This is a genomic window from Mesorhizobium sp. B2-4-7 (genome assembly GCF_006442685.1).
Taxonomy (GTDB): Bacteria; Pseudomonadota; Alphaproteobacteria; order Rhizobiales; family Rhizobiaceae; genus Mesorhizobium.
Genome location: NZ_VFVH01000001.1, coordinates 69,472 through 91,848 on the forward strand (window position 1 = coordinate 69,472; position 22,377 = coordinate 91,848).

General features: G+C 63.4%; 26 protein-coding genes. 8 read left to right on the forward strand and 18 right to left on the reverse strand.

Annotation, left to right across the window (positions count from 1 at the left end; translation table 11 throughout):
- Nucleotides 1-59 precede the first annotated feature (59 nt).
- The 12 genes from FJ946_RS00380 to FJ946_RS00435 all read right to left on the reverse strand — a co-directional run bounded on the left by FJ946_RS00380 (nucleotide 60) and on the right by FJ946_RS00435 (nucleotide 11,085).
- Nucleotides 60-572, reverse strand: a complete 513-nt coding sequence (locus tag FJ946_RS00380; RefSeq protein ID WP_140565204.1) for a GNAT family N-acetyltransferase — start codon at nucleotides 570-572, stop codon at nucleotides 60-62.
- Between the two features lie 2 nt (nucleotides 573-574).
- Nucleotides 575-877 (reverse strand): DUF1778 domain-containing protein, encoded by a 303-nt coding sequence (locus FJ946_RS00385; protein WP_140556998.1) that lies wholly within the window; start codon nucleotides 875-877, stop codon nucleotides 575-577.
- A 49-nt stretch (nucleotides 878-926) separates the two neighbouring features.
- A complete protein-coding gene (locus tag FJ946_RS00390) occupies nucleotides 927-1,544 on the reverse strand; it encodes a riboflavin synthase (protein WP_140565201.1) in 618 nt (205 codons plus the stop codon).
- A gap of 11 nt (nucleotides 1,545-1,555) precedes the next feature.
- A complete protein-coding gene (gene ribD / locus FJ946_RS00395) occupies nucleotides 1,556-2,686 on the reverse strand; it encodes a bifunctional diaminohydroxyphosphoribosylaminopyrimidine deaminase/5-amino-6-(5-phosphoribosylamino)uracil reductase RibD (RefSeq protein WP_181167584.1) in 1,131 nt (376 codons plus the stop codon).
- Nucleotides 2,683-3,162, reverse strand: coding sequence for a transcriptional regulator NrdR (gene nrdR, locus FJ946_RS00400; protein ID WP_010915593.1), 480 nt, complete (start codon nucleotides 3,160-3,162; stop codon nucleotides 2,683-2,685). Before nrdR ends, ribD begins: the two co-directional genes overlap by 4 nt.
- 139 nt (nucleotides 3,163-3,301) lie before the next feature.
- Nucleotides 3,302-3,886 carry a hypothetical protein gene (locus FJ946_RS00405; protein WP_140494043.1) on the reverse strand — a complete coding sequence of 195 codons (585 nt, stop codon included), beginning with the start codon at nucleotides 3,884-3,886 and terminating at the stop codon, nucleotides 3,302-3,304.
- A gap of 81 nt (nucleotides 3,887-3,967) precedes the next feature.
- A complete protein-coding gene (gene glyA, locus FJ946_RS00410; RefSeq protein ID WP_140494046.1) occupies nucleotides 3,968-5,281 on the reverse strand; it encodes a serine hydroxymethyltransferase in 1,314 nt (437 codons plus the stop codon).
- Between the two features lie 181 nt (nucleotides 5,282-5,462).
- Entirely contained in the window at nucleotides 5,463-7,103 is a 1,641-nt protein-coding gene (locus FJ946_RS00415; RefSeq protein WP_140565195.1) for a Na+/H+ antiporter, read from the reverse strand.
- A gap of 163 nt (nucleotides 7,104-7,266) precedes the next feature.
- Entirely contained in the window at nucleotides 7,267-8,520 is a 1,254-nt protein-coding gene (locus FJ946_RS00420; protein WP_140494050.1) for a murein L,D-transpeptidase, read from the reverse strand.
- A 349-nt stretch (nucleotides 8,521-8,869) separates the two neighbouring features.
- Nucleotides 8,870-9,385 (reverse strand): winged helix DNA-binding protein, encoded by a 516-nt coding sequence (locus FJ946_RS00425; RefSeq protein WP_013896002.1) that lies wholly within the window; start codon nucleotides 9,383-9,385, stop codon nucleotides 8,870-8,872.
- A gap of 237 nt (nucleotides 9,386-9,622) precedes the next feature.
- Nucleotides 9,623-10,045 carry a DUF6163 family protein gene (locus FJ946_RS00430; RefSeq protein ID WP_140565193.1) on the reverse strand — a complete coding sequence of 141 codons (423 nt, stop codon included), beginning with the start codon at nucleotides 10,043-10,045 and terminating at the stop codon, nucleotides 9,623-9,625.
- Nucleotides 10,042-11,085 carry an enoyl-CoA hydratase/isomerase family protein gene (locus tag FJ946_RS00435; RefSeq protein WP_140521769.1) on the reverse strand — a complete coding sequence of 348 codons (1,044 nt, stop codon included), beginning with the start codon at nucleotides 11,083-11,085 and terminating at the stop codon, nucleotides 10,042-10,044. The genes FJ946_RS00430 and FJ946_RS00435 overlap by 4 nt, the downstream gene beginning before the upstream one ends.
- 195 nt (nucleotides 11,086-11,280) lie before the next feature.
- Between FJ946_RS00435 and FJ946_RS00440 the strand changes: the two genes are divergently transcribed.
- From FJ946_RS00440 to FJ946_RS00450, 3 genes are all read left to right on the forward strand, one after another.
- Nucleotides 11,281-12,111, forward strand: coding sequence for a DUF2066 domain-containing protein (locus tag FJ946_RS00440; RefSeq protein WP_140565191.1), 831 nt, complete (start codon nucleotides 11,281-11,283; stop codon nucleotides 12,109-12,111).
- Between the two features lie 88 nt (nucleotides 12,112-12,199).
- Nucleotides 12,200-13,231, forward strand: a complete 1,032-nt coding sequence (gene hemB / locus FJ946_RS00445; RefSeq protein WP_140565188.1) for a porphobilinogen synthase — start codon at nucleotides 12,200-12,202, stop codon at nucleotides 13,229-13,231.
- 221 nt (nucleotides 13,232-13,452) lie between these two features.
- Nucleotides 13,453-14,100 (forward strand): dihydrofolate reductase family protein, encoded by a 648-nt coding sequence (locus tag FJ946_RS00450; protein WP_140557014.1) that lies wholly within the window; start codon nucleotides 13,453-13,455, stop codon nucleotides 14,098-14,100.
- Between the two features lie 90 nt (nucleotides 14,101-14,190).
- Here the strand turns inward: FJ946_RS00450 and ppk2 are convergent, their stop codons facing one another.
- Nucleotides 14,191-15,111, reverse strand: a complete 921-nt coding sequence (gene ppk2, locus FJ946_RS00455) for a polyphosphate kinase 2 (RefSeq protein ID WP_140565186.1) — start codon at nucleotides 15,109-15,111, stop codon at nucleotides 14,191-14,193.
- A gap of 241 nt (nucleotides 15,112-15,352) precedes the next feature.
- Here ppk2 and FJ946_RS00460 point away from each other — a divergent pair, with 241 nt between their 5' ends.
- Nucleotides 15,353-16,396, forward strand: a complete 1,044-nt coding sequence (locus tag FJ946_RS00460) for an aldo/keto reductase (protein ID WP_140565182.1) — start codon at nucleotides 15,353-15,355, stop codon at nucleotides 16,394-16,396.
- An 80-nt stretch (nucleotides 16,397-16,476) separates the two neighbouring features.
- On the forward strand, nucleotides 16,477-16,623 hold the full coding sequence (locus tag FJ946_RS00465; RefSeq protein ID WP_140560567.1) for a hypothetical protein: 147 nt from the start codon (nucleotides 16,477-16,479) through the stop codon (nucleotides 16,621-16,623).
- A gap of 27 nt (nucleotides 16,624-16,650) precedes the next feature.
- Here FJ946_RS00465 and FJ946_RS00470 read toward each other — a convergent pair whose 3' ends face one another.
- Together FJ946_RS00470 and FJ946_RS00475 are read right to left on the reverse strand one after the other, a co-directional pair.
- Nucleotides 16,651-16,884 carry a DUF982 domain-containing protein gene (locus tag FJ946_RS00470; RefSeq protein WP_246670991.1) on the reverse strand — a complete coding sequence of 78 codons (234 nt, stop codon included), beginning with the start codon at nucleotides 16,882-16,884 and terminating at the stop codon, nucleotides 16,651-16,653.
- 130 nt (nucleotides 16,885-17,014) lie between these two features.
- The gene (locus FJ946_RS00475; protein WP_140547575.1) at nucleotides 17,015-17,680 is read right to left on the reverse strand and encodes a GntR family transcriptional regulator; all 666 of its coding nucleotides are present in this window, start codon (nucleotides 17,678-17,680) and stop codon (nucleotides 17,015-17,017) included.
- Nucleotides 17,681-17,798: 118 nt separating this feature from the next.
- On the opposite strand from FJ946_RS00475, the gene FJ946_RS00480 reads away from it, so the two are divergent.
- Together FJ946_RS00480 and FJ946_RS00485 are read left to right on the forward strand one after the other, a co-directional pair.
- Nucleotides 17,799-19,052 (forward strand): multidrug efflux MFS transporter, encoded by a 1,254-nt coding sequence (locus tag FJ946_RS00480; RefSeq protein ID WP_140565180.1) that lies wholly within the window; start codon nucleotides 17,799-17,801, stop codon nucleotides 19,050-19,052.
- 36 nt (nucleotides 19,053-19,088) lie between these two features.
- Nucleotides 19,089-19,454: a DUF423 domain-containing protein gene (locus FJ946_RS00485; protein WP_140565179.1), complete on the forward strand. Its 366-nt coding sequence runs from the start codon at nucleotides 19,089-19,091 to the stop codon at nucleotides 19,452-19,454.
- A 15-nt stretch (nucleotides 19,455-19,469) separates the two neighbouring features.
- On the opposite strand, the gene FJ946_RS30630 is transcribed toward FJ946_RS00485, so the two are convergent.
- Entirely contained in the window at nucleotides 19,470-19,619 is a 150-nt protein-coding gene (locus FJ946_RS30630; RefSeq protein WP_181167565.1) for a hypothetical protein, read from the reverse strand.
- Between the two features lie 65 nt (nucleotides 19,620-19,684).
- Entirely contained in the window at nucleotides 19,685-19,825 is a 141-nt protein-coding gene (locus FJ946_RS30635; RefSeq protein ID WP_181167564.1) for a hypothetical protein, read from the reverse strand.
- Between the two features lie 164 nt (nucleotides 19,826-19,989).
- On the opposite strand from FJ946_RS30635, the gene FJ946_RS00490 reads away from it, so the two are divergent.
- Nucleotides 19,990-21,066: a substrate-binding domain-containing protein gene (locus FJ946_RS00490; protein WP_140560566.1), complete on the forward strand. Its 1,077-nt coding sequence runs from the start codon at nucleotides 19,990-19,992 to the stop codon at nucleotides 21,064-21,066.
- A gap of 15 nt (nucleotides 21,067-21,081) precedes the next feature.
- Here the strand turns inward: FJ946_RS00490 and FJ946_RS00495 are convergent, their stop codons facing one another.
- Nucleotides 21,082-22,260, reverse strand: coding sequence for an OpgC family protein (locus tag FJ946_RS00495; protein ID WP_140565177.1), 1,179 nt, complete (start codon nucleotides 22,258-22,260; stop codon nucleotides 21,082-21,084).
- Between the last annotated feature and the right edge of the window lie 117 nt (nucleotides 22,261-22,377).

Consider the following 22,377-nt stretch of genomic DNA (forward strand, 5'->3'; position numbering starts at 1 on the left):
AAGGCTTCCCGCGGAGGCGCTCCTGCTGTTTGGAGTTTCTGCTTTCCACCCCAGTCATCTCATTCGAACAGCTCTGCGATGTCGGCCATCGGCCGAAAGAGCTTCATCGACTGATCCGGGAATGGCAGAAAACTTTCGCGTTGGTAGAAACCGCGTGCGTCTTCATCCATGGCATCGACCACAACGGCAAACGAAGCTATCTCGTTCTTGAGGCAACGCGACAGAGCGTCGGCCAGGAGATAGCGGCCGTAGCCCTGTCCCCGATACCGCCGGTCGACGGCAAGACGTCCCAGCAACGTGGCCGGGATGAGTGGGTAGCGGGGCAGCTTGCGAACGGTTTGGGCAGGCCAATCGCCGATAGCTACGGCGGTTGCGGACAGCGTGTAATACCCGGCCACAGTTCCGTCCGGCAAAACAAGAACAAAGGGTGCCGCGATGTTCTTGCGCGCATCCTGTCCGGCCTGCACCCTGAGATACCGATCGAGCGCCTCTACGCCGCTCTCGAAGGATGCCCTGTCGTGCTGGAGACCAAGCAGTTCGACCCGAAGAGTACTTCCGGCCGAACTGCTCACCTTCAGGTACCAGTGGCTTGACGATAGCGGCGCACCGTTTCGCGCAGACGATCATTCACGGGTTGCGGATTGATCAAAGCATCGACGAAGGCGCGACTGTCGCGGACGGAAAGATCGAGGCGCTGATGCTCCTCAATGGCTCGGGTGGCTGCTTCCTGGACACTGGTCAGCACAAAATCTGTCACTGTCCGGCCCTGAAGGGCGGCGGCGTGTTCGATAAGACTCTTCTGGTCGGCCGTAATACGTGCCTCCAGGCGTTCGCCACGGACACGGCTGCGAGTTGGGTGAGCATGTGCTGTCATCATCTTTCTCCCGAAGACAGTGTACGGCCAATGGCCGGCAATTTCAAGTGGCTCAAAGCCCCTCTTTCGCCGCTTCCGCCAGGCGGGCCGCATAGCGGGCCATGGTGTCTATCTCGAGATTGACGCGGTCGCCGACCTGGCGCTCACCCCAGGTGGTGACGGTCAGCGAATGGTGGATCAGAAGCACGTCGAAGCGGGTGCCTTCCACCTTGTTGACGGTGAGCGAGGTACCGTCGAGCGCGACGGAGCCTTTCGGCGCGATGAACTTCGCCAGCCCGCGCGGCGCTTCCAGCGTGAAGCGAACGGCGTCGCCTTCATCCTTGCGCTCGACGATCTCGGCCGTACCGTCGACATGGCCCGACACGATGTGGCCGCCAAACTCGTCGCCGATCTTCAACGCCCGCTCCAGATTGATCCGCGTGCCCGATTTCCAGCCCATCGCCGTCGTCAGCCGGAGCGCCTCCTCCCAGGCCTCGACTTCGAACCAGCGCGCGTTCGAGCCGCTGTCGGGCAAGGCCGTCACGGTAAGGCAAACGCCGCCGCATGATATCGAGGCGCCGATGGCGAGGGTTTCGGGATCATAGGCGGTGTCGATACGCAATCCCACGCCTTCCCGCAGCGGCTTGACGGCCGCGACGGTGCCTATGTCGGTAACAATGCCGGTAAACATCGGTGTTGATCCTAAAAGTCTCTTATCCACTCGGCGTAGCTGTCCTCGCCGAACCGCATCTCGCGCAGTTTGCGAAATCCCGCCGGGACATGGTTGGCATCGATGGGCGATGCAATGCCCCCCTTGCCAATCGCCTCCGGTCCTCGGAACAGCACGATGCGGTCAACCAGGCCTTCCGACAGGAAGGCGCTGGCCACCTTGGCTCCACCTTCGACCAGCACGCTGGCCATACCGAGCGCAGCAAGATCCTCGAGCAGTTCCGGCAGCGCCACGCCGCCTTCATGCGTCTCGGTGCCGATGAAACGCACGCCGGCGCGTTCGAGCGTTGCCCGCCGCAGAGGATGGGCTTCCAGGCAAGCCGCGACGTAGAGCGGCACCCGGTCGACACCGGACACCAGTTTCGAAGTCTCAGGCAGCCTGATCTGCCTGTCGAGCACAATGCGCGCCGGCGACCGGTTCTCCAGTCCGGGCAAGCGCACCGTCAGCGCCGGGTCGTCCTCCAGCGCCGTGCCAATGCCGATCAGGATGGCATCAGCCTCGGCGCGCATTAGATAGACTTCACGGCGCGCAATGTCGCCTGTGATCGACACCTGCCCAGCCCTTTCCATGCCGATCTTGCCGTCGCTGGAAAGCGCTAGCTTGAGAGTCACTTCCGGCCGTTTCCTAAGCGATCGAATGAGATAGCCGGCCATCTGCTCGGCGGCCTCCGCCGCCAGGACATTCTCCACAACCTCGACGCCCGCGGTGCGCAGGATCGCGTAGCCTTGGCCCGACACGCGCGGATCGGGGTCGCTGGCGGCGCCAACGACGCGCGCGATGCCGGCAGTGACCAGTGCATTAGCGCAAGGCGGCGTGCGGCCGTGATGCGCGCAAGGCTCCAGCGTGACGTAGGCGGTGGCGCCGCGCGCCAGTTCGCCCGCTTCGGCGAGCGCCTCGGTCTCGGCATGCGGGCGGCCGCCGACAGCGGTGACGCCGGTGCCGACAATCATCGGGCCCAAGCCATCGTCGCGCACGATGAGTGTACCAACGGAAGGATTGGTTGAGGTCCGGCCCGCATTCCTGCGCGACAGTCTGAGTGCGGCTGCCATGAAACGGCGGTCAAGGGCTGCCTGTCCGGCCTCGCTGTGTTCCGCCATGCTCAGCCAGCGTCCTCTTCGCTCTTGTCCTCGTCGCCTTTCAATTCCCCCAGCAGCTCATGGAAATCCTTGGCCTCGCGGAAATTGCGGTAGACCGAGGCGAAGCGGACGTAGGCGACGTCGTCGAGCGACTTCAGCGCTTCCATGACCAGCCGCCCAACCTCGCCCGAGGCCACTTCGGTCTCGCCGGAGCTTTCCAGCTGGCGCACGATGCCGGTCACGGCACGATCAATGCGCTCGGGATCGACATTGCGCTTGCGCACCGCGATCTCGACGGAGCGCAAGAGCTTGTCGCGGTCGAAAGGCACTTTTCGCCCCGACTTCTTGACCACGACGAGGTCGCGCAACTGCACGCGCTCGAAGGTGGTGAAACGGCCGCCGCAATCGGGGCAGACGCGACGCCTGCGGATCGCCGCGCCATCCTCGGCGGGGCGCGAATCCTTCACCTGCGTATCTTCGGACTGGCAATAGGGACAGCGCATTGAGAGCCTTGGGTTCACGAATCTGGTGAGGCGAAAAGGCTTAGAGCCTTTTGCCACGATGGCAAGGCACGCAGACCCTTTCGCGTCAGAGATAGCGAGCCGCGAGGCAGATTGCCAGCACCCGCCTTCGCGCGCTTGGCTAGGGTGCAACGTCCTTGGTCGGAAAGCCGCATGATGTGCCGAGGTTGCGGTAGGCCTTGGTGAAGCCGTCCATCGGAATGCTGGCGAAAGCCTCTTTGCCGAAAGCGACATCGAGCGAGGTGACTTTGCGCATGGCTCGCAAGAGCGCGAGACTGGTCTTGGGCTGGTTGTCGACCGTCCAGCTGGGACGGCCGTTCACGGCATCGTTCGAATAGACGGTGGCGGAAACCTTGACGCCAGGATCACCAAAAGTCGCGGCGATCTTCTTGCCAGTGGGCAGGTTCCGGTTGTCGACAATAAGCATGATGGCCGGGTAGGCGTCCGGCGGCATGGCGTCGCCGTTCGAGATCGACAGCGTCAGCGTGCCCGAATTGCCGCTGGCATCGAAAAAGGCAGTCGAAGCGGCGCAGGTCTTGCGCGCATCCTGCCCGGTGTCGAGCGTATCGACGATGGTTGTCCATCTGCCGAAGGTAGCGGTGGCGGGCACTTCAGGGGCGGTCTGCGCAAGGGCAGTCCCGGGCAATGTCAGGGAAACGGCCAGCAAGCCATGGGCGCCAAGGATGGCGGGACGGAAATTACGCATCGTCTGGTCTCCAGTTCGGCGCGTCGACCGATCGGGGGTCGGCGCGCCGCTGGCGGATAAGAGATGACGCGTGGCGCGAGGTCAACCGAGATAAGGGTAGAGCGGGAATCGATCGGTCAGCGCCACGACCTTGGCCTTGACCGCGGCCTCGACCGAGGCATTGCCCTCATCGGAATTGGCGGCCTTGAGGCCATCCAGCACCTCGGCGATCAGCTTGCCTATTTCGCGGAACTCGGCCTGGCCGAAGCCGCGCGTTGTGCCGGCGGGCGTGCCGAGCCGCACGCCGGAGGTGACGAAGGGCTTTTCCGGGTCGAAGGGGATGCCGTTCTTGTTGCAAGTGATGTTGGCGCGCCCAAGCGCTGCCTCGGCGCGCTTGCCGGTGGCATTCTTGGGGCGCAGGTCGACCAGCATCAGGTGGTTGTCGGTGCCGCCCGACACGATGTCGAGGCCAGTCTCCTGTAGGCTGGACGCCAGCGCCTTGGCGTTGGCGGCGACGCTCTCGGCATAGAGCTTGAAGCTCGGCTTCAGCGCCTCGCCGAAGGCAACCGCCTTGGCGGCGATGACATGCATCAGCGGTCCGCCCTGCAGGCCGGGGAACACCGCCGAGTTCATCTTCTTGGCGATCTCCTCGTCGTTGCACAGGATCATGCCGCCGCGCGGGCCGCGCAGCGACTTGTGCGTGGTGGTCGTCACCACATGGGCATGCGGCAGCGGCGAGGGATGCACGCCGCCGGCGACGAGGCCGGCGATGTGGGCCATATCAACCATGAGGTAGGCGCCGACCGCATCGGCGATCTCGCGAAAGCGCTTCCAGTCCCAGATGCGCGAATAGGCGGTGCCGCCGGCCAGGATCAGCTTCGGCTTCGTCTCATGCGCCGTCTTCTCGATGGCGTCCATGTCGAGCAGGTGGTCGTCCTTACGCACGCCGTAGGACACGACCTTGAACCATTTGCCGCTCATGTTGACTGGCGAGCCGTGCGTCAAATGCCCGCCGGAATTGAGGTCGAGGCCCATGAAGGTGTCCCCCGGCTGCAAGAGAGCCAGGAACACCGCCTGGTTCATCTGGCTGCCGGAATTGGGCTGCACATTGGCGAAGTTGCAGCCGAATAGTTTTTTCGCGCGCTCGATCGCCAGCTCCTCGGCGACATCCACGAACTGGCAGCCGCCATAGTAGCGCTTGCCCGGATAACCCTCGGCGTATTTGTTGGTCATGATCGAACCCTGCGCTTCGAGCACGGCGCGCGAGACGATGTTCTCAGACGCGATCAGTTCGATCTCGTGGCGCTGGCGTCCGAGTTCGTTGCGGATCGCGCCGAAAATTTCCGGATCGGCATCTTCCAGCGTGGTTTCGAAGAAGGATTCGAATTTGTTCGACGCTGCCGCTGCTGTTGCCATGGCCTGAATTCCTTAGGTCCGGAGGTCGGTATTGTCTTGCGCATGCCGTTGTCCCAAACCCCTGCACATTTTTGTGTGACAGGATTGGGTTCGCCGCGCCATTAACACAGTTGTTTTCGCCTCGCCACGTTTGCGGCGCGAAATTTGCTGGCCCGATTGCGGCAAGCAGAGCGGCGAACCGTTATTTCCTGTCGCGCCGCTGCTTCAGAAGAGCCTCGGTCAAGGTGATCTCGGAAAACAGCGCCCGCATCGTATGGTCATTGATCTCGCGGCTGAGAAACATGGCGCGTAGCGCGGCGCGCTCGGCTTCTATGCCGGCCGCCCTGAGTTCAAGCTCCAGACGGCTCGCCTCGCGCGCCTCGGCACGCGCTTCGTCGGCCTCGTCGGAGGCGGCGATGCGGCGCCGGTAGCCGGCGACGATGCTGTCGGCAACGGCGAGCCGTGCCTCGACGGCCCCGCCCTCGCCTGCCTCATTGGCGATGCTCTCGATCCTGGCGATCGCCGCATTGGCTACGCCGACCCGCGCCCGGCGCTCCTCGGCCGCTGCCGGGTCCTCGCCCGGTTCGACCAGCCCGCGAGCGATCTTCGGCAGCGCGAGGCTGGCGATGGCCAGCGAGCAGATGATGACCCCGGCGGCGAGGAAGATCACCACGTCGCGGGCCGGGAACGGCGAGCCGTCCTGCAAGGTGAGCGGCAGCGACAGGATACCGGCCAACGTGATCGCTCCGCGCACGCCGGCGACCGATCCGGCGAGCCGCACGCGCAGGCCGAACGGCTCGGCCTTTCGCTTGCCGAGCCGCGCCGCCATGGCGCCCGCCATGTCGCCGATCCATATCCACAGGAAACGCAGGCCGATCAGGCAAAGGGTCAGCAGCAGGACTGTCAGCACCGGCTCGATGATCCAGTGCCGGCTGGACAACTCCGGCGGCACCTTACGGATGATATCGGGAAATTGCAGGCCAAGCAGGATGAAGAGCGCGCCGTTGAAGACGAAGGACAGCGTCGACCACAGCGACATCGTCTGCATGCGCGCCGAGACACCGAGAAAGCGGAACATGCCGGAAACTCCGGTCAACAGGCCGGCGGTGACCGCCGCCAGGATGCCCGAGGCGCCGATATGCTCGGCGCCGAGATAGGAGACGAAAGGCACCAGGATCATGACCAGAACCTGCGCCTCCGCCGGCACGCCGCCGATGCGGTTGAGCAGTTGCAGCGCCTTGGCGGCAACGAACAGCGCCGCCATGCCGGCGAGGATGCCGGCAGCCACGGCATAGAGAAAGCTCAGCGAGGCCGCGGCGAAGGAAAAGCTGCCGGTCAATGCCGCCGCCACGGCAAAGCGGAACATGACCAGACCCGAGGCGTCGTTGAGCAGCGACTCGCCTTCCAATATATGCATCAGCCGCGCCGGAACGATGTTCCTGTCGACTATGGAAGACACCGCCACCGCGTCAGTCGGCGACAGCACCGCGGCGAGCGCGAAAGCGACGACGAGCGGGATGCTGGGCACGAGCCAATGCAAGGCGTAGCCAAATCCGACGATGGTGAAGAAGACCAGTCCGATGGCAAGGTCGAGGATGGGGCCACGCAAGGCGACAAGCTCGCGCTTGGGCGCAGCAAAGGCATCGGCGAACAGAAGCGGCGGAATGAATACGAGCAGGAACAGTTCCGGATCGATCTCGACATGCAGCCCGCGCGCCGGCCAGGCCAGCGCAGCACCCATGGCGATCTGCAGCACCGGCAGCGGCAGCCGCACCAGCCGCACCAATGCACCGGAAAGCGCCACCAGGACGAGCACTACGAGGATGAAGACGGCAACTTGCATGGTCCGATTTCCGGCAGTTTTGCCGACCATGCGCAATCGCCCGCGCTTCGTCCAGCCGGAGCGCGCCTACGCAGAGTTGGAGGTCAGTGGCGGTGTGAATGGCCTGGCGGCGACGACAGAAAAGGCCGCTCAAGAGCGGCCTTTTCCCTGAATAATCAATTGCTTAGAGCGACGAAGTGATCTGTAGCTCGTTGTTTCCGTCGAGGCCATATATGTCGTCGCGGAACTGGACGACGCCGGGGCCCGTCGACCAGGCCGAGAGATAGAGGAAATGCACCGGCACCGGGTTGGTGACCTGGACCGGCGTGTTTTCGCCGGTCTTGATCGCAGCCTCGAAATGTTGACGGTCCCAGCCGGGCGTGTCGCGCAGGATCCAAGTGACGAGGTCGCGCACGTTCTGCACGCGTACGCAACCCGAGGAATCGAAGCGCATCATCTTGCCGAACAGGCTCTGCTGCGGCGTATCGTGCATGTAGACGCCGTCCGGGCTCGGGAAATTGATCTTCACCGACGCCATGGCGTTGTCCGAACCGGGATCCTGGCGGAAACGGTACTTGGCCGCGTCGTCGGTCGACCAGTCCACATTCATCGGATCGACTTCGCTGCCATCTGGCGCAAACAGGCGAATATGGCTGTTCTTGAGATAATCGGGGTCCTTGCGCATCAATGGGATGATGTCCTTGCGCACGATCGACACTGGCGCGTTCCAATATGGATTGACGATGATCTCGTTGATCTTGGAATTGACGATCGGTGTCTGGCGATCGATCTTGCCGACGATCGCGGTATGGCGAAGCACGACGCGATCGTTCTCGACCGCCTCGACCTGCGCTGCCGGAATATCGACCAGCACATAACGGCTGCCAAGCGTGCCCGCCTTCTCCTTCAATCGCTGGAGATTGGTTTGCAACTGGCCGAGCCGGATCTGCGCCGAAACGTTCATCGCCGCGTAGGTATATTTGCCCAGCGCTCCGTCGGCCGGCAGGCCGTGGCGCAATTGGAAGCGCTTGACCGCCGAGTCGACATAGGAATCGAAGGCCGTCGAGATGCCGGCGCTCTGCGACAGGTCGCCGGCGACCATCAGGCGCTTGCGCAGCGGCACGACATCGGGATCGTCGACGCCGAGCTGCAGTTTCTTGGTCGCGGGAACCTCGACCCAGCCGCCCTGCCCGACAATGTTCTGGTACTGCGCCACAGCCTGCTCGGTGAAGGCCACGGTCTGCGGGCTGAAGATCGGCAGCGTCGAGGCCACCTTGCCGCCTGCGCTGGCGCGGGCGTCGAACTGATCGTCCCAGTTGCCGCGCGCCGAGGACTTCAGGATGTCCCCGATCACGTCCTGCGCGCTGGCGCGGCCGGCAACAACGGCGGCTGCGAGCGCGGAGGCTCCGGAAAGGAAGAAACGGCGGCTGGTTCTCATGGACGTTCCAGACATTTGTAGCAGTTCGAACACTTGCTGCGTTGATCATCGGGCGATCTCGCCCGCACTCTAAAATTGGCAATCTTAACAATTAGCCAACCATGGTCCGCATCACCTCGGTGTGAAAACGCGCAAGGCTACGCGGCTGCGGGTGAACTCATGGTCTTCACCACAGCATCACTGCCATCTTCGGTTCCATTGGAATATGGCGGCAACGTGGCCTTGGCCCCCAATTTGCTTCGGCCAGCGCAACGAAAAGAAAAGACCGATGCTTTTCGGCACCGGCCCTGACTGGAGGTCGCTGTTGCGGCCGCGCTTCTGTGGCGCGGCTTCTGATTGGGGATGTGGCTTACATCCGGTAAGCGATGGTGTCGTTCCAGAAGCGGTCGAGGCGCTGGAGGGCGCGGTTCATCTGCTTGAATTCGTCGGTGTTGATGCCGCCGACCTGCTCGATCGAGCCGACATGGCGCTCATAGAGACCGGCGACCACGTCCGCCACCTCGTTACCCTTCGGCGTCAGCGAGACGCGGACCGAACGACGGTCGATGCGCGAGCGCTGGTGGTTGATGAAGCCGAGATCGACAAGCTTCTTGAGATTGTAGGAGACGTTCGAGCCGAGATAGTAGCCCCGCGAGCGCAACTCGCCGGCAGTCAGCTCCGAATTGCCGATGTTGAAGAGCAGCAGCGCCTGGATGGCGTTGATGTCGGAACGGCCATTGCGGTCGAACTCGTCCTTGATCACGTCGAGCAGACGGCGGTGCAGGCGCTCGACCAGTTGGAGCGATTCCATGTACAGGGAACGGATTGCCTCGCGGCGATCGTCGGAAACGTTGGCGGTCTTTGCCGCCGGACGCGAATTGATCATTGTCTTTGCCTCTCGTTTGTCGCCCTGGTGATTTTTTGTTTTTCACCTTGATCGCGACACTATCGAATACTCATAAAATTCGACTTAAACGCCAAGGCTAACAAGAGCTTACCGGTAATAGGTTTCGCAAGACGCTTAACGAACGGTCACTCGAGCAAGGATAATTAACCTAAAGATTTAGCCAATGATTTCAGGGCGAAATCCGATCCGCCGGATCGCCGGCGGCGCGTGCCGGCTTCAGGTCCGGGGCGACCGCTTCTGCAGATAGATGACGAGGCGGAAAACGACATAGAGCAGCGCCACCCCCGCATGCGAGACGACGATGAGCGGGCGGTGGCCGAAGAGTTCGGGAAAGCCGGCATACATGACGATCTCCGTCGCGGCGCAGATGAACCAAATCACCGGCCCCCAGGAAGCCAGCATCCATAGGCCGGCTGCGGCAAAGGGAAAAAACACGGCGAGCATCACCGCTGTCACCTGCCAGTGGACCGGCATCAGGTCGAAGCGCCACAGCGAGCCGGGATAGAAGCCGATAAGCTTGATCCAGTACAGGATACCGAACAGCAGGCAGTATCCTGATATGATTCGCTGGAACCAGGCGAAGATAACCTCCACCCCTGAAGGCTGAAGCACGACGCGTCTGGACGTCACCTCACTCATAGCGCGAGTTCCCGTTCACCGAGCGAGGAAAAATAGGCATCGACATCCGCGTCGTCGACCGCATCGAGGGTTGCCGGCAGCCATTGCGGCTTGGAACCCTTTTCGATGATGGTGGCGCGTATGCCTTCGTAGAAATCGTGGCCCGCGAGCATCCGGTTGAGGATGCGGAACTCCATCTTCATGCATTGATCCATCGGCAGCGTCAGGCCGGCAGTGATCTGGCGCCAGGCGACACGAAGGCTGGTCGGCGAGCGCGTCAGGATCGTCGCCAGCGTCCTTGCCGCAAACTCATCGCTCCCTGCCGCCTGCTCCAGGCTGCCGATGATATCGGCAAGCGACGCCTGCGCGAAGTGATGGGCGATCGCCTCCAGCACCTGCCTGTCCGTCTCGCGCTTCGCCGGGATGAAGAAGCCGCGCAGCACCGATTCGGGATCGCCGGTGGCGGCGAGTTGGTCGAGAAAGCCAGCCTGGTCCTGCGCCTTGATCGTATGCGTGGCCAGCCCGGACCACAACGCGTCGCCATAGCGGATACGATTGCCGGTCAGCGCCAGGTACATGCCGAAGGAACCGCCAAGATCGGGCAGCAGATGGCTGGCGCCGACATCCGGGAAAAAGCCGATACCCACCTCCGGCATGGCGAACTGCGCATTTTCCGTCATCACCCGGTGCGATCCATGAAAGGAGATGCCGACGCCGCCGCCCATGACGATGCCGTCGATCAGCGCCACATAAGGTTTTTTGAAACGCGCGATCTGGGCGTTCAGCCGATACTCGTCGGCGAAGAACTCGACAGGCGGCTTACCGGCCCGGCCGGCCTCATAGATGTGGAGAATGTCGCCCCCGGCCGAAAACGCCCTACCCTCGGCCTTGACGACGACGACGTCGACGCTCCAGTCCCGCTCCCAAGCGTGCAATGCCTTGGCGAGCGCGTTGACCATGCCGTGCGTGACCGCATTGAGTGCCCGCGGCCGCGTCAACGTGACGATGCCGGCCCGGCCCAGATGTTCGAATCGGATCTCGTCGCCTCCGCCAAAATCCATCGTGAAAGAATCCCTCCCCCGCTCCGCCGGGACTGAAGTGCTAAAGCGTGGCCCATGGCCGCGTCAATGCCGGCATGCCGGCAGCGCGTCTTGGCTCGTGCCGGAGCCTAGTGCTAAAAGAGCCGTTGTCGCCGCAACGCCGGGAACCGCACGGCGACTGCGCAGCTGTAGCGGGTTTCCAATGGGGTGTTGCTCATGGCTGGATTTGCGCGCCTCGTGCCGATGACGATCGGGCTGATCGTCATTTGCCTGGCTTTGCAACCGACCCTGGCGGCAAGCCTCGCCGATCTTTACCAGTCGCAGACCATCGTCAACGGTCGGTACGAGAAGAACCGCCAGGCCGGCTTCAAACGTTGCCTCGACGCGGTTCTGGTCCGGGTTTCCGGCGACCAGCGCCTGCCGGCGAAACCGGAGATGGCGGCGCTGCGCGACAAGGCCGGCAGCTTCGTGACGGCCTTTCGCTACCGCGATCGCATGGAAGGCATTCCCAACCATGACGATCAGGGCACGTATGATCGGCCTCACAATCTCTACTGCCAGTACAGCCCGGCGATGATCGATCCGGTGCTGGCTTCGCTCGGCAGCAGGCCATGGCTGACCGAAAGGCCACGGCTGGCGGTGTTCTTGTCGACCGAGCGCGGCGTCAAGCATTTCGCGCTCGATGCCGATGACGAGCGCGGCGTGCTGATGCGCGAGTCGTTCGGCAATGCCGCCGCGCCGATCGCCATGCAGGTAACCTTCCCCACGGCAGCGCTGCTGTCGAAGGCGGGGCTGGACGACAGGATCATGCGCGACGCCGACATGGCGAAGCTGGACACGGTTGCGAAAATGGCCGGCGCCGACCAAGCGCTTTCCGGCAGCATCGTCTGGAGCGACAAGGAGTTGGGCTGGATCGCCGACTGGCGGCTGGCGAAGGCCGGCAAGACCTACGCCTGGCAAGTGCGCGGCGTCGGCTTCGACGAGGCGTTCCGTGTCGGCATGCGCGGTGCGGCGCAGATCCTTTCGGGCAACGGGCAACCCGAATAAGGACCCGACCGGATTGCTGGCACAAACGTGTCGCATTGGTCAGCACCACGGGTGCGTGATAAAAGCCGGCCAAACGAGAGTTTTGGCGATGAACAGATTCACCCCCGCAAAACCTGCCGGCGCGCGCAGCGTCGACGACATCACCGGCAGCCGCCGCTTGCGACGCATGCGCAAGGCCGACTGGTCGCGGCGCCTGGTGCAGGAGAACAGGCTTTCCGTCGACGACCTGATCTGGCCGATCTTCGTCGTCGACGGCAGACAAGTGCGCGAGCCGATCGCCGCCATGCCGGGCGTCTTCCGCCTGTCGATCGACCTTGCCGTCAAGGAGGCCGAACGCGCGGCGAAGCTCGGCATCCCCGCGCTTGCCACCTTTCCCAATGTGGACATTTCGCTGCGCGACGAGACCGGCTCGCATATCCTCGATCCCGACAACGTCATCAACCGCGCCACGCGCGCGATCAAGGACGCGGTGCCTGAGATCGGCGTCATCACCGACGCCGCGCTCGACCCGTTCACCAGCCATGGCCATGACGGCATCCTGCGCGACGGTCTCATCGTCAATGACGAGACGGTGGAACAGGTGACCGCGGCGGCCGTCATACAAGCCGCGGCCGGCGCCGACATCATCGCGCCGTCCGACATGATGGACGGCCGCATCGGCGCCATCCGCGACGCGCTCGACGCAAACGGTTTCCAGGACGTGGCGATCATGTCATATGCAACGAAATTCGCCTCCGCCTTCTACGGGCCGTACCGCGAGGCGGTCGGCACGGCCGGCCTGCTCAAGGGCGACAAGAAGACCTATTACATCGACCACGCCAATTCCGACGAAGCGGTGCGCGAGGCCGAGCAGGACCTGGCCGAAGGCGCCGACATGCTGATGGTCAAGCCCGGCCTGCCCTATCTCGATATCATCCGCAGGCTGAAGGACGAATTTGCGGTGCCGACCTTCGCCTACCAGGTGTCGGGCGAATATTCGATGATCAAGGCGGCGGGCGCCAATGGCTGGATCGACGGCGAAAAGGTCATGCTGGAATCGCTTCTTGCGTTCAAACGCGCCGGCTGCGACGGCATTTTGACCTATTTCGCCCCTGAGGTGGCGGAGATGCTGAGAGCATAGTTTCCTCCCAGCGCCTTCAAACCATATGCTCTTCATGGAACTCACCGGCGAATGAGCCGGTATGGCGGCTGTCTCGGCAGCCGCCACTTTCACTCTGGACATCGCATGGGCGAAGTACGGATATGCATCTTCTCGATCGCTGAAAATACTACTTGCAATTTGCAATCGGTTTGCTAGAAAGTAACTGCTTGCAAAATACAACTGGTCTGAGGAGGCTTTCCATGTCCAGACTTCGCGTCAACGCATTCACCTTGTCGCTCGACGGTTACGGCGCCGGTCCCGACCAGGATTTGAAAAACCCGCTCGGGGTCGGCGGGGAAGCCCTGCACAAATGGATGATCGGTACCCGCACCTTCCGCAAGATGGTGCTCGGAGACGACGGCGGCACAACCGATACCAACGAGGCGTTCGCGGCGCGCAGCTTCGAGAATGTCGGCGCCTGGATCCTCGGCCGCAACATGTTCGGGCCGATCCGCGGCGAATGGCCTGACGAAAACTGGAAGGGCTGGTGGGGCGACAGCCCGCCCTATCATGTGCCGGTCTTCGTGCTGACCCACCATGCGCGCGAGCCGATCGTCATGGAGGGCGGCACGACCTTTTACTTCATTACGGATGGCATCCATTCGGCGCTCGAGCAGGCAAGGGCAGCGGCCAATGGCAGCGATGTGCGGGTCGGCGGCGGCGTCGCCACCATCCGGCAGTACCTCCAGGAGAGGCTCATCGACGAGATGCATCTGGCGATCTCGCCGGTGCTGCTCGGCTCCGGCGAGCACCTCTTCGCCGGGATTGATATGCCGAAGCTCGGCTACGCGTGCAGCGAACAAGTAGCGACGCCGCTTGCCACGCATGTCGTCATCAAGCGGACTTAGGAATTAGTTGTCTGCGACAGTGGGAATTGGCAACCCTTGGTGCAGATCCTTTCTCCCCGTCACTATACGGGGAGAAGGACAAACTCTCGTTCAATACTTCTCGGGCACGTAGAGCTCGCGCGGCAGCACCTGGCGCTCGTATTCGGGATTGAAGACCCGCTCGGGCAGCGTGATCTCCTCGTGCGGCACCTCTTCATAGGGAACCTGCTGCAAGAGGTGGTCGATGCAGTTCAGCCGGGCGCGCTTCTTGTCGTTGCCCTCGACGATGAACCAGGGCGCCTCCGGAATGTTGGTACGGGCGAAGGTCTCTTCCTTGGCCTTGGTGTACTGTTCCCAGCGCACCCGCGACTGCAGGTCCATCGGCGACAGCTTCCACTGCTTCATCGGATCGTGGATGCGCATCAGGAAGCGCATCTGTTGTTCCTCGTCGGTGATCGAGAACCAGTATTTGACCAGCGTGATGCCCGAACGGACCAGCATGCGCTCGAACTCCGGCACGTCACGGAAGAATTCCTCCACCTGATCGGGCCGAGCGAAACCCATCACCCGCTCGACGCCGGAGCGGTTGTACCAGGAGCGGTCGAACAGAACGATCTCGCCGCCGGCCGGCAGGTGCGGCACATAACGCTGGAAATACCATTGCGACGTCTCTCGCTCGGTCGGTGCCGGAAGCGCCACGACGCGGCAGATGCGCGGGTTGAGCCGCTGGGTGATGCGCTTGATGACGCCGCCCTTGCCAGCCGAATCGCGGCCTTCGAAGATCACCACAAGCTTCTTCTTGTGGTAGGCGACCCAGGATTGCAGCTTGATCAGCTCGGATTGCAGCCCGATCAGGTCGCGAAAATACTGCATGCGGTCGATAGAAGGCGGATGCGCGTTCTTGTAGATCCTGGCGATCTCCAGCGACAGCGCCGGTTCCGACATCTCCAGTTCATAGTCCTCGTCGAGCGTGTCGGCGAGTTCGGCTTCCAGCCAGTCCCGGGCGCCGGACTTGGGTATGGATTCATTCATCTGGTGTTCCTCCATCTGCAAGCTGCCGCCTCCGGCAACGACCGGGCGCACTGGGTCGCGTCCTGACGGCGGCGCGCAACGCCCTGATCGACTGAGTATAGGCCGGCAATGACGGTTTTATTGCAGGGGCACGCCACGGCCGCTCATCGGTGTGCTGGGGCCGGAGGGCGACAAGCCGCACGGATTGTCCTACAAATCCAGCAACCTGATCGGGCCATTCTTCTCAATCGCGAGGACTGACATGGAATACCGCACTCTCGGCCGTTCCGGCCTGAAGGTTTCGGCGCTGACGATGGGCACCATGACCTTTGGCGGCGCCGGCCCGTTCGCGGCTGTGGGCAACAGCGATCTCGCCGAGGCGAAGCGCATGATCGATCTGTGCATCGATGCCGGCATCAATCTCATCGACACGGCCAATGTCTATTCGGACGGCCTGTCGGAGGAGATCATCGGCGAGGCACTCGGCGGCAAGCGCAGGAACGACGTGCTGATCGCCTCGAAGGCGCGCATGCGCATCGGCGACGGTCCCAATGACGAAGGCCTGTCGCGCCATCATTTGATCCGCGAATGCGAGAAGAGCCTGAAGCGGCTCAAGACCGACGTCATCGACATCTATTTCCTGCACGAATGGGACGGCGTGACGCCACTCGAAGAGACCATCGCCGCGCTCGACACGCTGGTCGGCCAGGGCAAGATCCGCTATGTCGGCTGCTCCAACTATTCCGGCTGGCAGGTGATGAAGGCGCTGTCCATCAGCGACAGCCGCCATCAGCCGCGTTTCGTCACCCAGCAGATCCACTACACGCTCGAAGCACGCGAAGCCGAATACGAGCTGCTGCCGATCTCGGTCGACCAGGGATTGGGCGTGCTGGTGTGGAGCCCGCTGGCGGGCGGCCTGCTGTCGGGCAAGTATCACCGTGACAACCCGACCGCGCGCCAGGTCGCCGGCTGGTCCGAACCGCCGATCCGCGACGAGGACCGGCTGTGGCGGATCGTCGATGTGCTGGTCGAAATCGGTAAGGCCCGCGGTGTGTCCGCCGCACAGGTGGCGCTTGCCTGGCTGCTTGGCCGGCCGGCTATCAGCTCGCTTGTGATCGGCGGGCGCAACGAGGCCCAGTTCAGGGACAATATCGCGGCGGCCAGCCTGACGCTGGCCGGCGAGGAACGTGATCGCCTCGACGCGGTCAGCCGCCCGCCCCTGCTCTATCCCTATTGGCATCAGCAGCTGACGGCAAAGGAGCGTTTCGGCGCCGCCGACCTTGTGATCGACCGAAGCAGCTTATAGGAACCCTGGTGCCGGCTCCGAGACGTCGGAAGGCGAACGACGCGTAGTCAGCCCACAAGAACAGCAAAAAAGGAGCCGCTATGGCACGAGCACCAAATTACGATCAGGAACGCAAGGAACGCGATCGCCAGAAGGCGGCCAAGAAGGCCGAAAAGCTGGCGGCCAAGGCTGCGGCGCGGGAGCGTCAGAAACCCGAGACTGACGCCGAGACTGAAACAGAGGAGTGACGGCGCGCGGCGGCGATCCGGCCTGGATCAGGCCGGCGCCTTGTCGCTGACGAAGACGTCCACTTCACGCGCCGCCGCGATAAAGGCGCGCCTTGCGTTCATGGCCGGCTTGTCGCCGGCCAGCGCATCGTGGCAGGCCTGCAGCGCCGCGCGATGCTTGGGAGTGCGCTTGCCGGGCCAGCTGTTCATGAGATAGTCGGAAGCCTCGCGGGCCGAGCGTAAGAGCTGTGTACTTCCCGCCGTGACTGATTTGACGGTCACGGGTACTTCAAATCGGTTGTTTTCCATCGCCCGGTCCTACGCCATCGGCGTCCGCGAAGCGAGGCCGAAAGTGGGGCTCGGGGCCGGTGGTCCTTTTTTCGGCGGCGAGTGGCCTGCCCTGCAGGCCGCATTATGCCGCCACGACGGCAAATCCCCTGGCGCGAAGGCCGCGGCGATCATTGGCCAGCGACGTCAACAGACGGTCGCGACTGCCCACGATATGCTCCGAGAGCAAGCGCGCGGCTTCCTGTGCATCGCCGCTCCGCACGGCGGCCAGGACGGCGTGATGTTCGGCCCAGGCGCGGCCAAGGGCCGCTCCATCGCGTACCTCCAGCCAACGGGCGCGCGAAAGCCTGGTCATCGCGTCGCGGACGGCCCGAAACAGGAATTCATTGCCGGACAGTCGCGCCAGCTCGATGTGGAAATCCATGCCGACGCGATGCCATTCCTCGCGCGGAGTGTCGTCGTCGCAGGAGACGAGCATAGCCTCGATGACATCGACGGCACTTCTGTCGGCAAGCCCGCATGTCAGCCGCAAGGCCGCGACCTCGACCGCTTCGCGGTAGACCGCGATCTGCTCGAGTTCGGCCAGGTTGATGGGCGAGACCGTCCAGCCGCGCCCGTCCCTGCCGACCAGCCCTTCGGTTTCGAGCCGCAGCAGCGCAGCCCTGACCGGCGTGCGCGAGGCGCCGAAGCGGCTTTCGATCCAGCGCTCGGTGAGTTTCTCACCCGGGCCGATCTCAAGTCCAAGGATCATCTCGCGGAGCTGCCGTTCGACGTTGTGCATCTGCGACATCGTTGTTGCCTTTTCACGTGCCCGCATTGACAGCGGTCGGGCTGTGGGTCCATGACGGATACCGACTTGGTATCCCAAAATGGTATCCACAACAATCCCTGGCACACGCAGGCACGGCATGACGCAGAACGGTACGGAACAGGGCGGCTACAATATCCACTGGCGGCGCAATCTCGCCGTCTGCTTCGCGGGTTCGTTCAGCACGCTCATCGCCATGACCCTGCTCTTGCCGTTCCTGCCCCTCTATGTCGAGCAACTGGGCGTCGAGGGCCATGCGGCGATCGTGCAATGGTCGGGCATCGCCTATGGGGCGACCTTCTTCGCGGCGGCGCTCGTTGCGCCGTTATGGGGACGGCTCGGCGACCGCTACGGCCGCAAGCTGATGCTGGTGCGCGCCTCCTTCGGCATGGCGATCTGCATGTCGCTGACCGGAATGGTCGAGACGGTCTGGCAATTGGTGCTGCTGCGCCTGCTGATCGGCTTTGCCGGCGGCTATTCCTCCGGCTCGACCATATTGGTGGCCATGCAGACGCCGAAGGACCGCTCCGGCTGGGCGCTCGGTGTCTTGTCCGCTGGCATCACGGCAGGTTCGCTGGTCGGCCCCTTGCTCGGCGGCGCGCTGCCGCCGGTAATCGGCATCCGCGCGACCTTTCTGTTGTCCGGCGGCGTCATCTTCCTTGCCTTCCTGGCGACGACATTCCTGATCAAGGAGAACCAGCGCCCGCAAGCAAGCAAAGCCGCGACGGCGGCAAAGCCGAAGAGCGGCTGGTCGCAAATTGCCGACAAGCGTCCGGTCGTGGCCATGCTGACGACCGGCATGCTGCTGGCCTTCGCCACCATGTCGATCGAGCCGATCATCACCGTTTATGTGCAGCAGCTGATCGAGGACCAGAGCCGGGTGACGCTCGTTGCCGGCGTGGTGATGTCGGCGGCCGCCCTTGGCGCAATCCTGTCGGCGTCATGGCTTGGCAGGCTCGCCGACCGCGTCGGTCACTGGAACGTCGTCGTCGGCGCGCTGGCCGTGTCGGCGCTGCTGCTCATTCCGCAGGCCTTCGTCACCGACGGCTGGCAACTGATCGGGCTGCGGTTCCTGATGGGCCTGGCGCTCGGCGGTTTGCTGCCTTGCATCACCAGCGTCATCCGCCACAACATTCCCGACGGCGTCGGCGGCAACGTGCTCGGCCTTTCGATCTCGGCCCAATATGTCGGCCAGGTCGCCGGACCGCTTGCCGGCGGTTTCGTCGGCGGCCATTTCGGCATGCGGGCGGTGTTTCTCGGCACGTCGGTGCTGATGGCGCTCGGCGCGGTCTACAACTGGATTGTCCAGGCGCGGCGGACGCGGCATATGTTGATGGAAGCGAGCAAGCCCTGACAAGCTGCCCAGCCAATCAACCGAAGGAGCGTCGACATGAACCTGGCCGAAACGACCGGCAGCCGTCTGCTTGTGCTCGCCGCCGGCATCGTGGGCGCGGCCGGCGTGGCGCTGTCGGCGGCCGCCGCACATCTCGGCGGCGCCTTCACCGGAACCGCGGCATCCTTCCTGCTGATGCATGCGCCGGTGTTTCTCGCCGTCGGTCTCCTCGACGCGAATCGCCCGCTGCGGTTAGCCAGCCTGGTGCTGCTCGTCGGGCTCGTGCTTTTCACGGGCGATCTTCTCGCCCGCGATTTCCTCGGATCGAGGCTTTTTCCGATGTCGGCGCCGATCGGAGGCACCCTGCTCATCGCAGGCTGGCTGACCATAGCTGTCTCCGCCGTGGTGCGTCGGCGACCCTGAGATGCGCGGCCGGTTTCAATCCCGGCGACGTTCAAGCCGGATCCAAAGATCGCGGTTGCGCGCCGAGAGCGTCGTGCGGCGCGGCGCCTCTGGCCGCTCCGCGGCCGGGCCGATGCCCCAATAATTGCGATAGATGTCGTCGAACAGATGCTTCATGGGATGCATGGCTCTTCTCCTCTTGATTTAGATTGAATCGATCCAATCGGCCGACGCAAAAAATTTCACGCCAATCAGCTCCGCTTGCGCGCCACCAGGAAGCGCAGATCGCGAATCCACGGGCTTCCGCCGCGGCGGCTGGACTTTTTGGCGGCCGACCCGATGCTCCAGTCGTTGCGGTAGATGTCTTCGAACAGATAGTTAACAGGATGCATGGCGCACCTCCCATCTAGGTTTAATCCAGCAGGCAGATCTTAGTTGGATCGATTCAAAGATAGGCCTATGGAAGCCGCCGGTCAAGCAAAATTTGAATCGATCCAACGAAAGTGCTAGATGCAAATCGGGAACGTGCTAAATGCATGTCAGGAGGCACGCGCAAATGGCGTCACTCACCGCAGGCAATCGACGACCCGTCCGGCTGGCCGACATCGCCAAGGCAGCCGGTGTTTCGCACGGCACCGCCTCCAACGTTTTCAGCCGCCCCGAGATCGTGCGCGAAGAAGTCCGCGAACGGGTCCGTGCGGCGGCCGAGGCGATGGGCTATGCCGGCCCCGATCCCAAGGGCCGCCTGCTGCGGGCCGGCAAGGTCAACGCCATCGGCGTGGCCACCGCGGAGCCCCTCTCCTATTTCTTCGAGGATCCCTTCGCGCGCGTGATGATGGCCGGTATCTCGCAGGCCTGCGATGCGACCGGGGCCGGTATCTCGTTAGTCTCGGCGGCCAACACCGAACAGCTTGCCTGGAATATCCAGAGCGCCCTTGTCGACGGCTTCATCGTCTTCTGTATCGAAGGCGGCTCGCGCCTTGTCGAATTGGCGCGTGAGCGCAAACTGCCCTTCGTGGCGCTGGACCTGGATTCGGAGGATGGATCCGTCGCGGCGATCGGCGTCGACAACATCGCCGGCGCCAGCCTGGCGGCGCGCCATCTGACGGAACTCGGGCATCGCCGCTTTGCCGTGCTGGCGCTGCCTTTCGCCGACGGCAGGACAGGCATCATTTCGCCCGAGGAGCTTCGCGCCGCGGCCTATGCGGGGACACGCGATCGCCTCACCGGCTACTTCCGGGAGCTTTCGCGGGTTGGCATCGATACATCCAAAGTGCCCGTCTACGAAACCGCCAACGATGCCGCCACCACAAAGGCGGGGCTGGAAACGATCTTTGCTTCCGGCGAACCACCCACGGCCATCCTGGCGATGTCGGACAGGATGGCCTTGGCAACGCTTGAATGGCTGAGCGCGCGCGGGCTGAATGTCCCCGATGATGTTTCGGTCATCGGTTTCGACGGTGTTCCCGAAGCAGCGCTATCCGAGCCGCCACTGACCACCGTCGCACAGCCGATCGCCGAGATGGGCCGGCTTGCGGTCAAGGCGATCCTGGAAAACGACGGCAAGGTCAGTCGGCAATTGCTGCCGGTCGAACTGATCGTGCGCGCCTCCTCGGCTCCACCGCGCCGCTGAACCGGCTCGCCGACCTCAGCGGTTGGCTCTAGCCACGGCCGAGATACCGAACGACGCCTGGACGGGTTTGGCGTCCTTTTGCGTCGTCCTGGCTTTCCCCGAACCGCCGATGGTCGACAACCATTCGAGATAGAAAGCGAGCGCGAACTGCATGGCGATGCCGGCGGCGAGCAACAGGCTGTCATAAGCGAGGCCGCCGGGATTGATCAGCTTCATCACCTGGGCAACCATGGCGATCAGCGTGCCGGCGATGAACACCGGCAGCGAACGCTTGCCGAGTATCGCCAGCGGATGGTCGGGGCCGGTGCGGAACAGGTTCGAGACCGCAGGCAGTGCCACCACCAGATAGCTGACCGCCAGGATGTGCAGCAGCCGCGGGAGCGACAGGAATGTCTTGTCGAAGCCGGTCAGCACCACCGGCAGGTCGAACCAGGTCACCTGGCCCCAAAGCGGACTATGCACCCATGCCAACGCGGCCAGCACATAGGCCGCGGCGGCACCGATCAGCCAGCGGTTGGCTGGAATGACGCCGCCGCGCCTGACATGCAGCATGGCGGCAAGGCCGATGTTGAACAGGAACTGCCAGGACAGCGGATTGAGGAACCAGAGGCCGGGCTCGGGATAGTTCGGCGGGGCGATCTGCCAGATGCCGGCTACAAGCCACAGCAGGCCGGACACGGTCAGCGCTGCAAGCGGCCTGTAGCTGATGAACAGCAAGAAGGCCGGCGCCAGCAAAAGCAGCACCGCGTAGACCGGCAGGATGTTGTTGTAGCCGAGTTGGTGGCCGAGCGTGACGATGCCGACCAGCACCTCGGGCGTGTCCTTCATCAGCGGTTCGATGTTGATCAGCTTCAGCAGTTCCGGCCGCCGGCCGAACACCGCCGCGGCACAGAACAATGCCATTACCGCCATCGTGGTGACGATATGGGCGATATAGAGCACGCCTGCCCGCCGCCACATTTTCAGCGTCGCGAGCAGCCGGCCTCCCGGGCGGAACTTCGTACCATAGGCGAGCGCGACCGAAATGCCCGATATCAGCACGAAAGCCTCGGCCGCATCCGAAAAGCCGAAATTCTTGTAGGTCAGGGTCTCGAAAGCCGTGCCCGGCACATGGTCGACGAAGATCGTCAGCAGCGCGAGCGCACGCAGCACATCGATACGCGTATCGCGCTCGGTTGGAACTGGGGTGGTCATCGACAAAAGGCCTCAAAGCTGGTTGTTCATGCCCAGCAATGCGACCCCCGGCGCACCGCTTCGATTCCTCCGCGATGGAGTATATCGGCGCAGAAACGGACTGAAATGCGCCCGGTT

Coding starts and splice junctions, on each gene's coding strand:
- FJ946_RS00460 (WP_140565182.1), top strand. CDS start 15,353: ATGGAATACCGCACTCTCGGCCGTTCCGGCCTGAAGGTTTCGGCGCTG.
- FJ946_RS00495 (WP_140565177.1), bottom strand. CDS start 22,260: ATGACCACCCCAGTTCCAACCGAGCGCGATACGCGTATCGATGTGCTG.
- FJ946_RS00385 (WP_140556998.1), bottom strand. CDS start 877: ATGATGACAGCACATGCTCACCCAACTCGCAGCCGTGTCCGTGGCGAA.
- FJ946_RS00450 (WP_140557014.1), top strand. CDS start 13,453: ATGTCCAGACTTCGCGTCAACGCATTCACCTTGTCGCTCGACGGTTAC.
- FJ946_RS00480 (WP_140565180.1), top strand. CDS start 17,799: ATGACGCAGAACGGTACGGAACAGGGCGGCTACAATATCCACTGGCGG.
- FJ946_RS00430 (WP_140565193.1), bottom strand. CDS start 10,045: ATGAGTGAGGTGACGTCCAGACGCGTCGTGCTTCAGCCTTCAGGGGTG.
- FJ946_RS00390 (WP_140565201.1), bottom strand. CDS start 1,544: ATGTTTACCGGCATTGTTACCGACATAGGCACCGTCGCGGCCGTCAAG.
- FJ946_RS00440 (WP_140565191.1), top strand. CDS start 11,281: ATGGCTGGATTTGCGCGCCTCGTGCCGATGACGATCGGGCTGATCGTC.
- ppk2 (WP_140565186.1), bottom strand. CDS start 15,111: ATGAATGAATCCATACCCAAGTCCGGCGCCCGGGACTGGCTGGAAGCC.
- FJ946_RS00420 (WP_140494050.1), bottom strand. CDS start 8,520: ATGAGAACCAGCCGCCGTTTCTTCCTTTCCGGAGCCTCCGCGCTCGCA.
- hemB (WP_140565188.1), top strand. CDS start 12,200: ATGAACAGATTCACCCCCGCAAAACCTGCCGGCGCGCGCAGCGTCGAC.
- FJ946_RS00490 (WP_140560566.1), top strand. CDS start 19,990: ATGGCGTCACTCACCGCAGGCAATCGACGACCCGTCCGGCTGGCCGAC.
- FJ946_RS30635 (WP_181167564.1), bottom strand. CDS start 19,825: ATGCATCCTGTTAACTATCTGTTCGAAGACATCTACCGCAACGACTGG.
- glyA (WP_140494046.1), bottom strand. CDS start 5,281: ATGGCAACAGCAGCGGCAGCGTCGAACAAATTCGAATCCTTCTTCGAA.
- FJ946_RS30630 (WP_181167565.1), bottom strand. CDS start 19,619: ATGCATCCCATGAAGCATCTGTTCGACGACATCTATCGCAATTATTGG.
- nrdR (WP_010915593.1), bottom strand. CDS start 3,162: ATGCGCTGTCCCTATTGCCAGTCCGAAGATACGCAGGTGAAGGATTCG.
- FJ946_RS00405 (WP_140494043.1), bottom strand. CDS start 3,886: ATGCGTAATTTCCGTCCCGCCATCCTTGGCGCCCATGGCTTGCTGGCC.
- FJ946_RS00425 (WP_013896002.1), bottom strand. CDS start 9,385: ATGATCAATTCGCGTCCGGCGGCAAAGACCGCCAACGTTTCCGACGAT.
- FJ946_RS00475 (WP_140547575.1), bottom strand. CDS start 17,680: ATGTCGCAGATGCACAACGTCGAACGGCAGCTCCGCGAGATGATCCTT.
- FJ946_RS00465 (WP_140560567.1), top strand. CDS start 16,477: ATGGCACGAGCACCAAATTACGATCAGGAACGCAAGGAACGCGATCGC.
- FJ946_RS00435 (WP_140521769.1), bottom strand. CDS start 11,085: ATGGATTTTGGCGGAGGCGACGAGATCCGATTCGAACATCTGGGCCGG.
- FJ946_RS00415 (WP_140565195.1), bottom strand. CDS start 7,103: ATGCAAGTTGCCGTCTTCATCCTCGTAGTGCTCGTCCTGGTGGCGCTT.
- FJ946_RS00485 (WP_140565179.1), top strand. CDS start 19,089: ATGAACCTGGCCGAAACGACCGGCAGCCGTCTGCTTGTGCTCGCCGCC.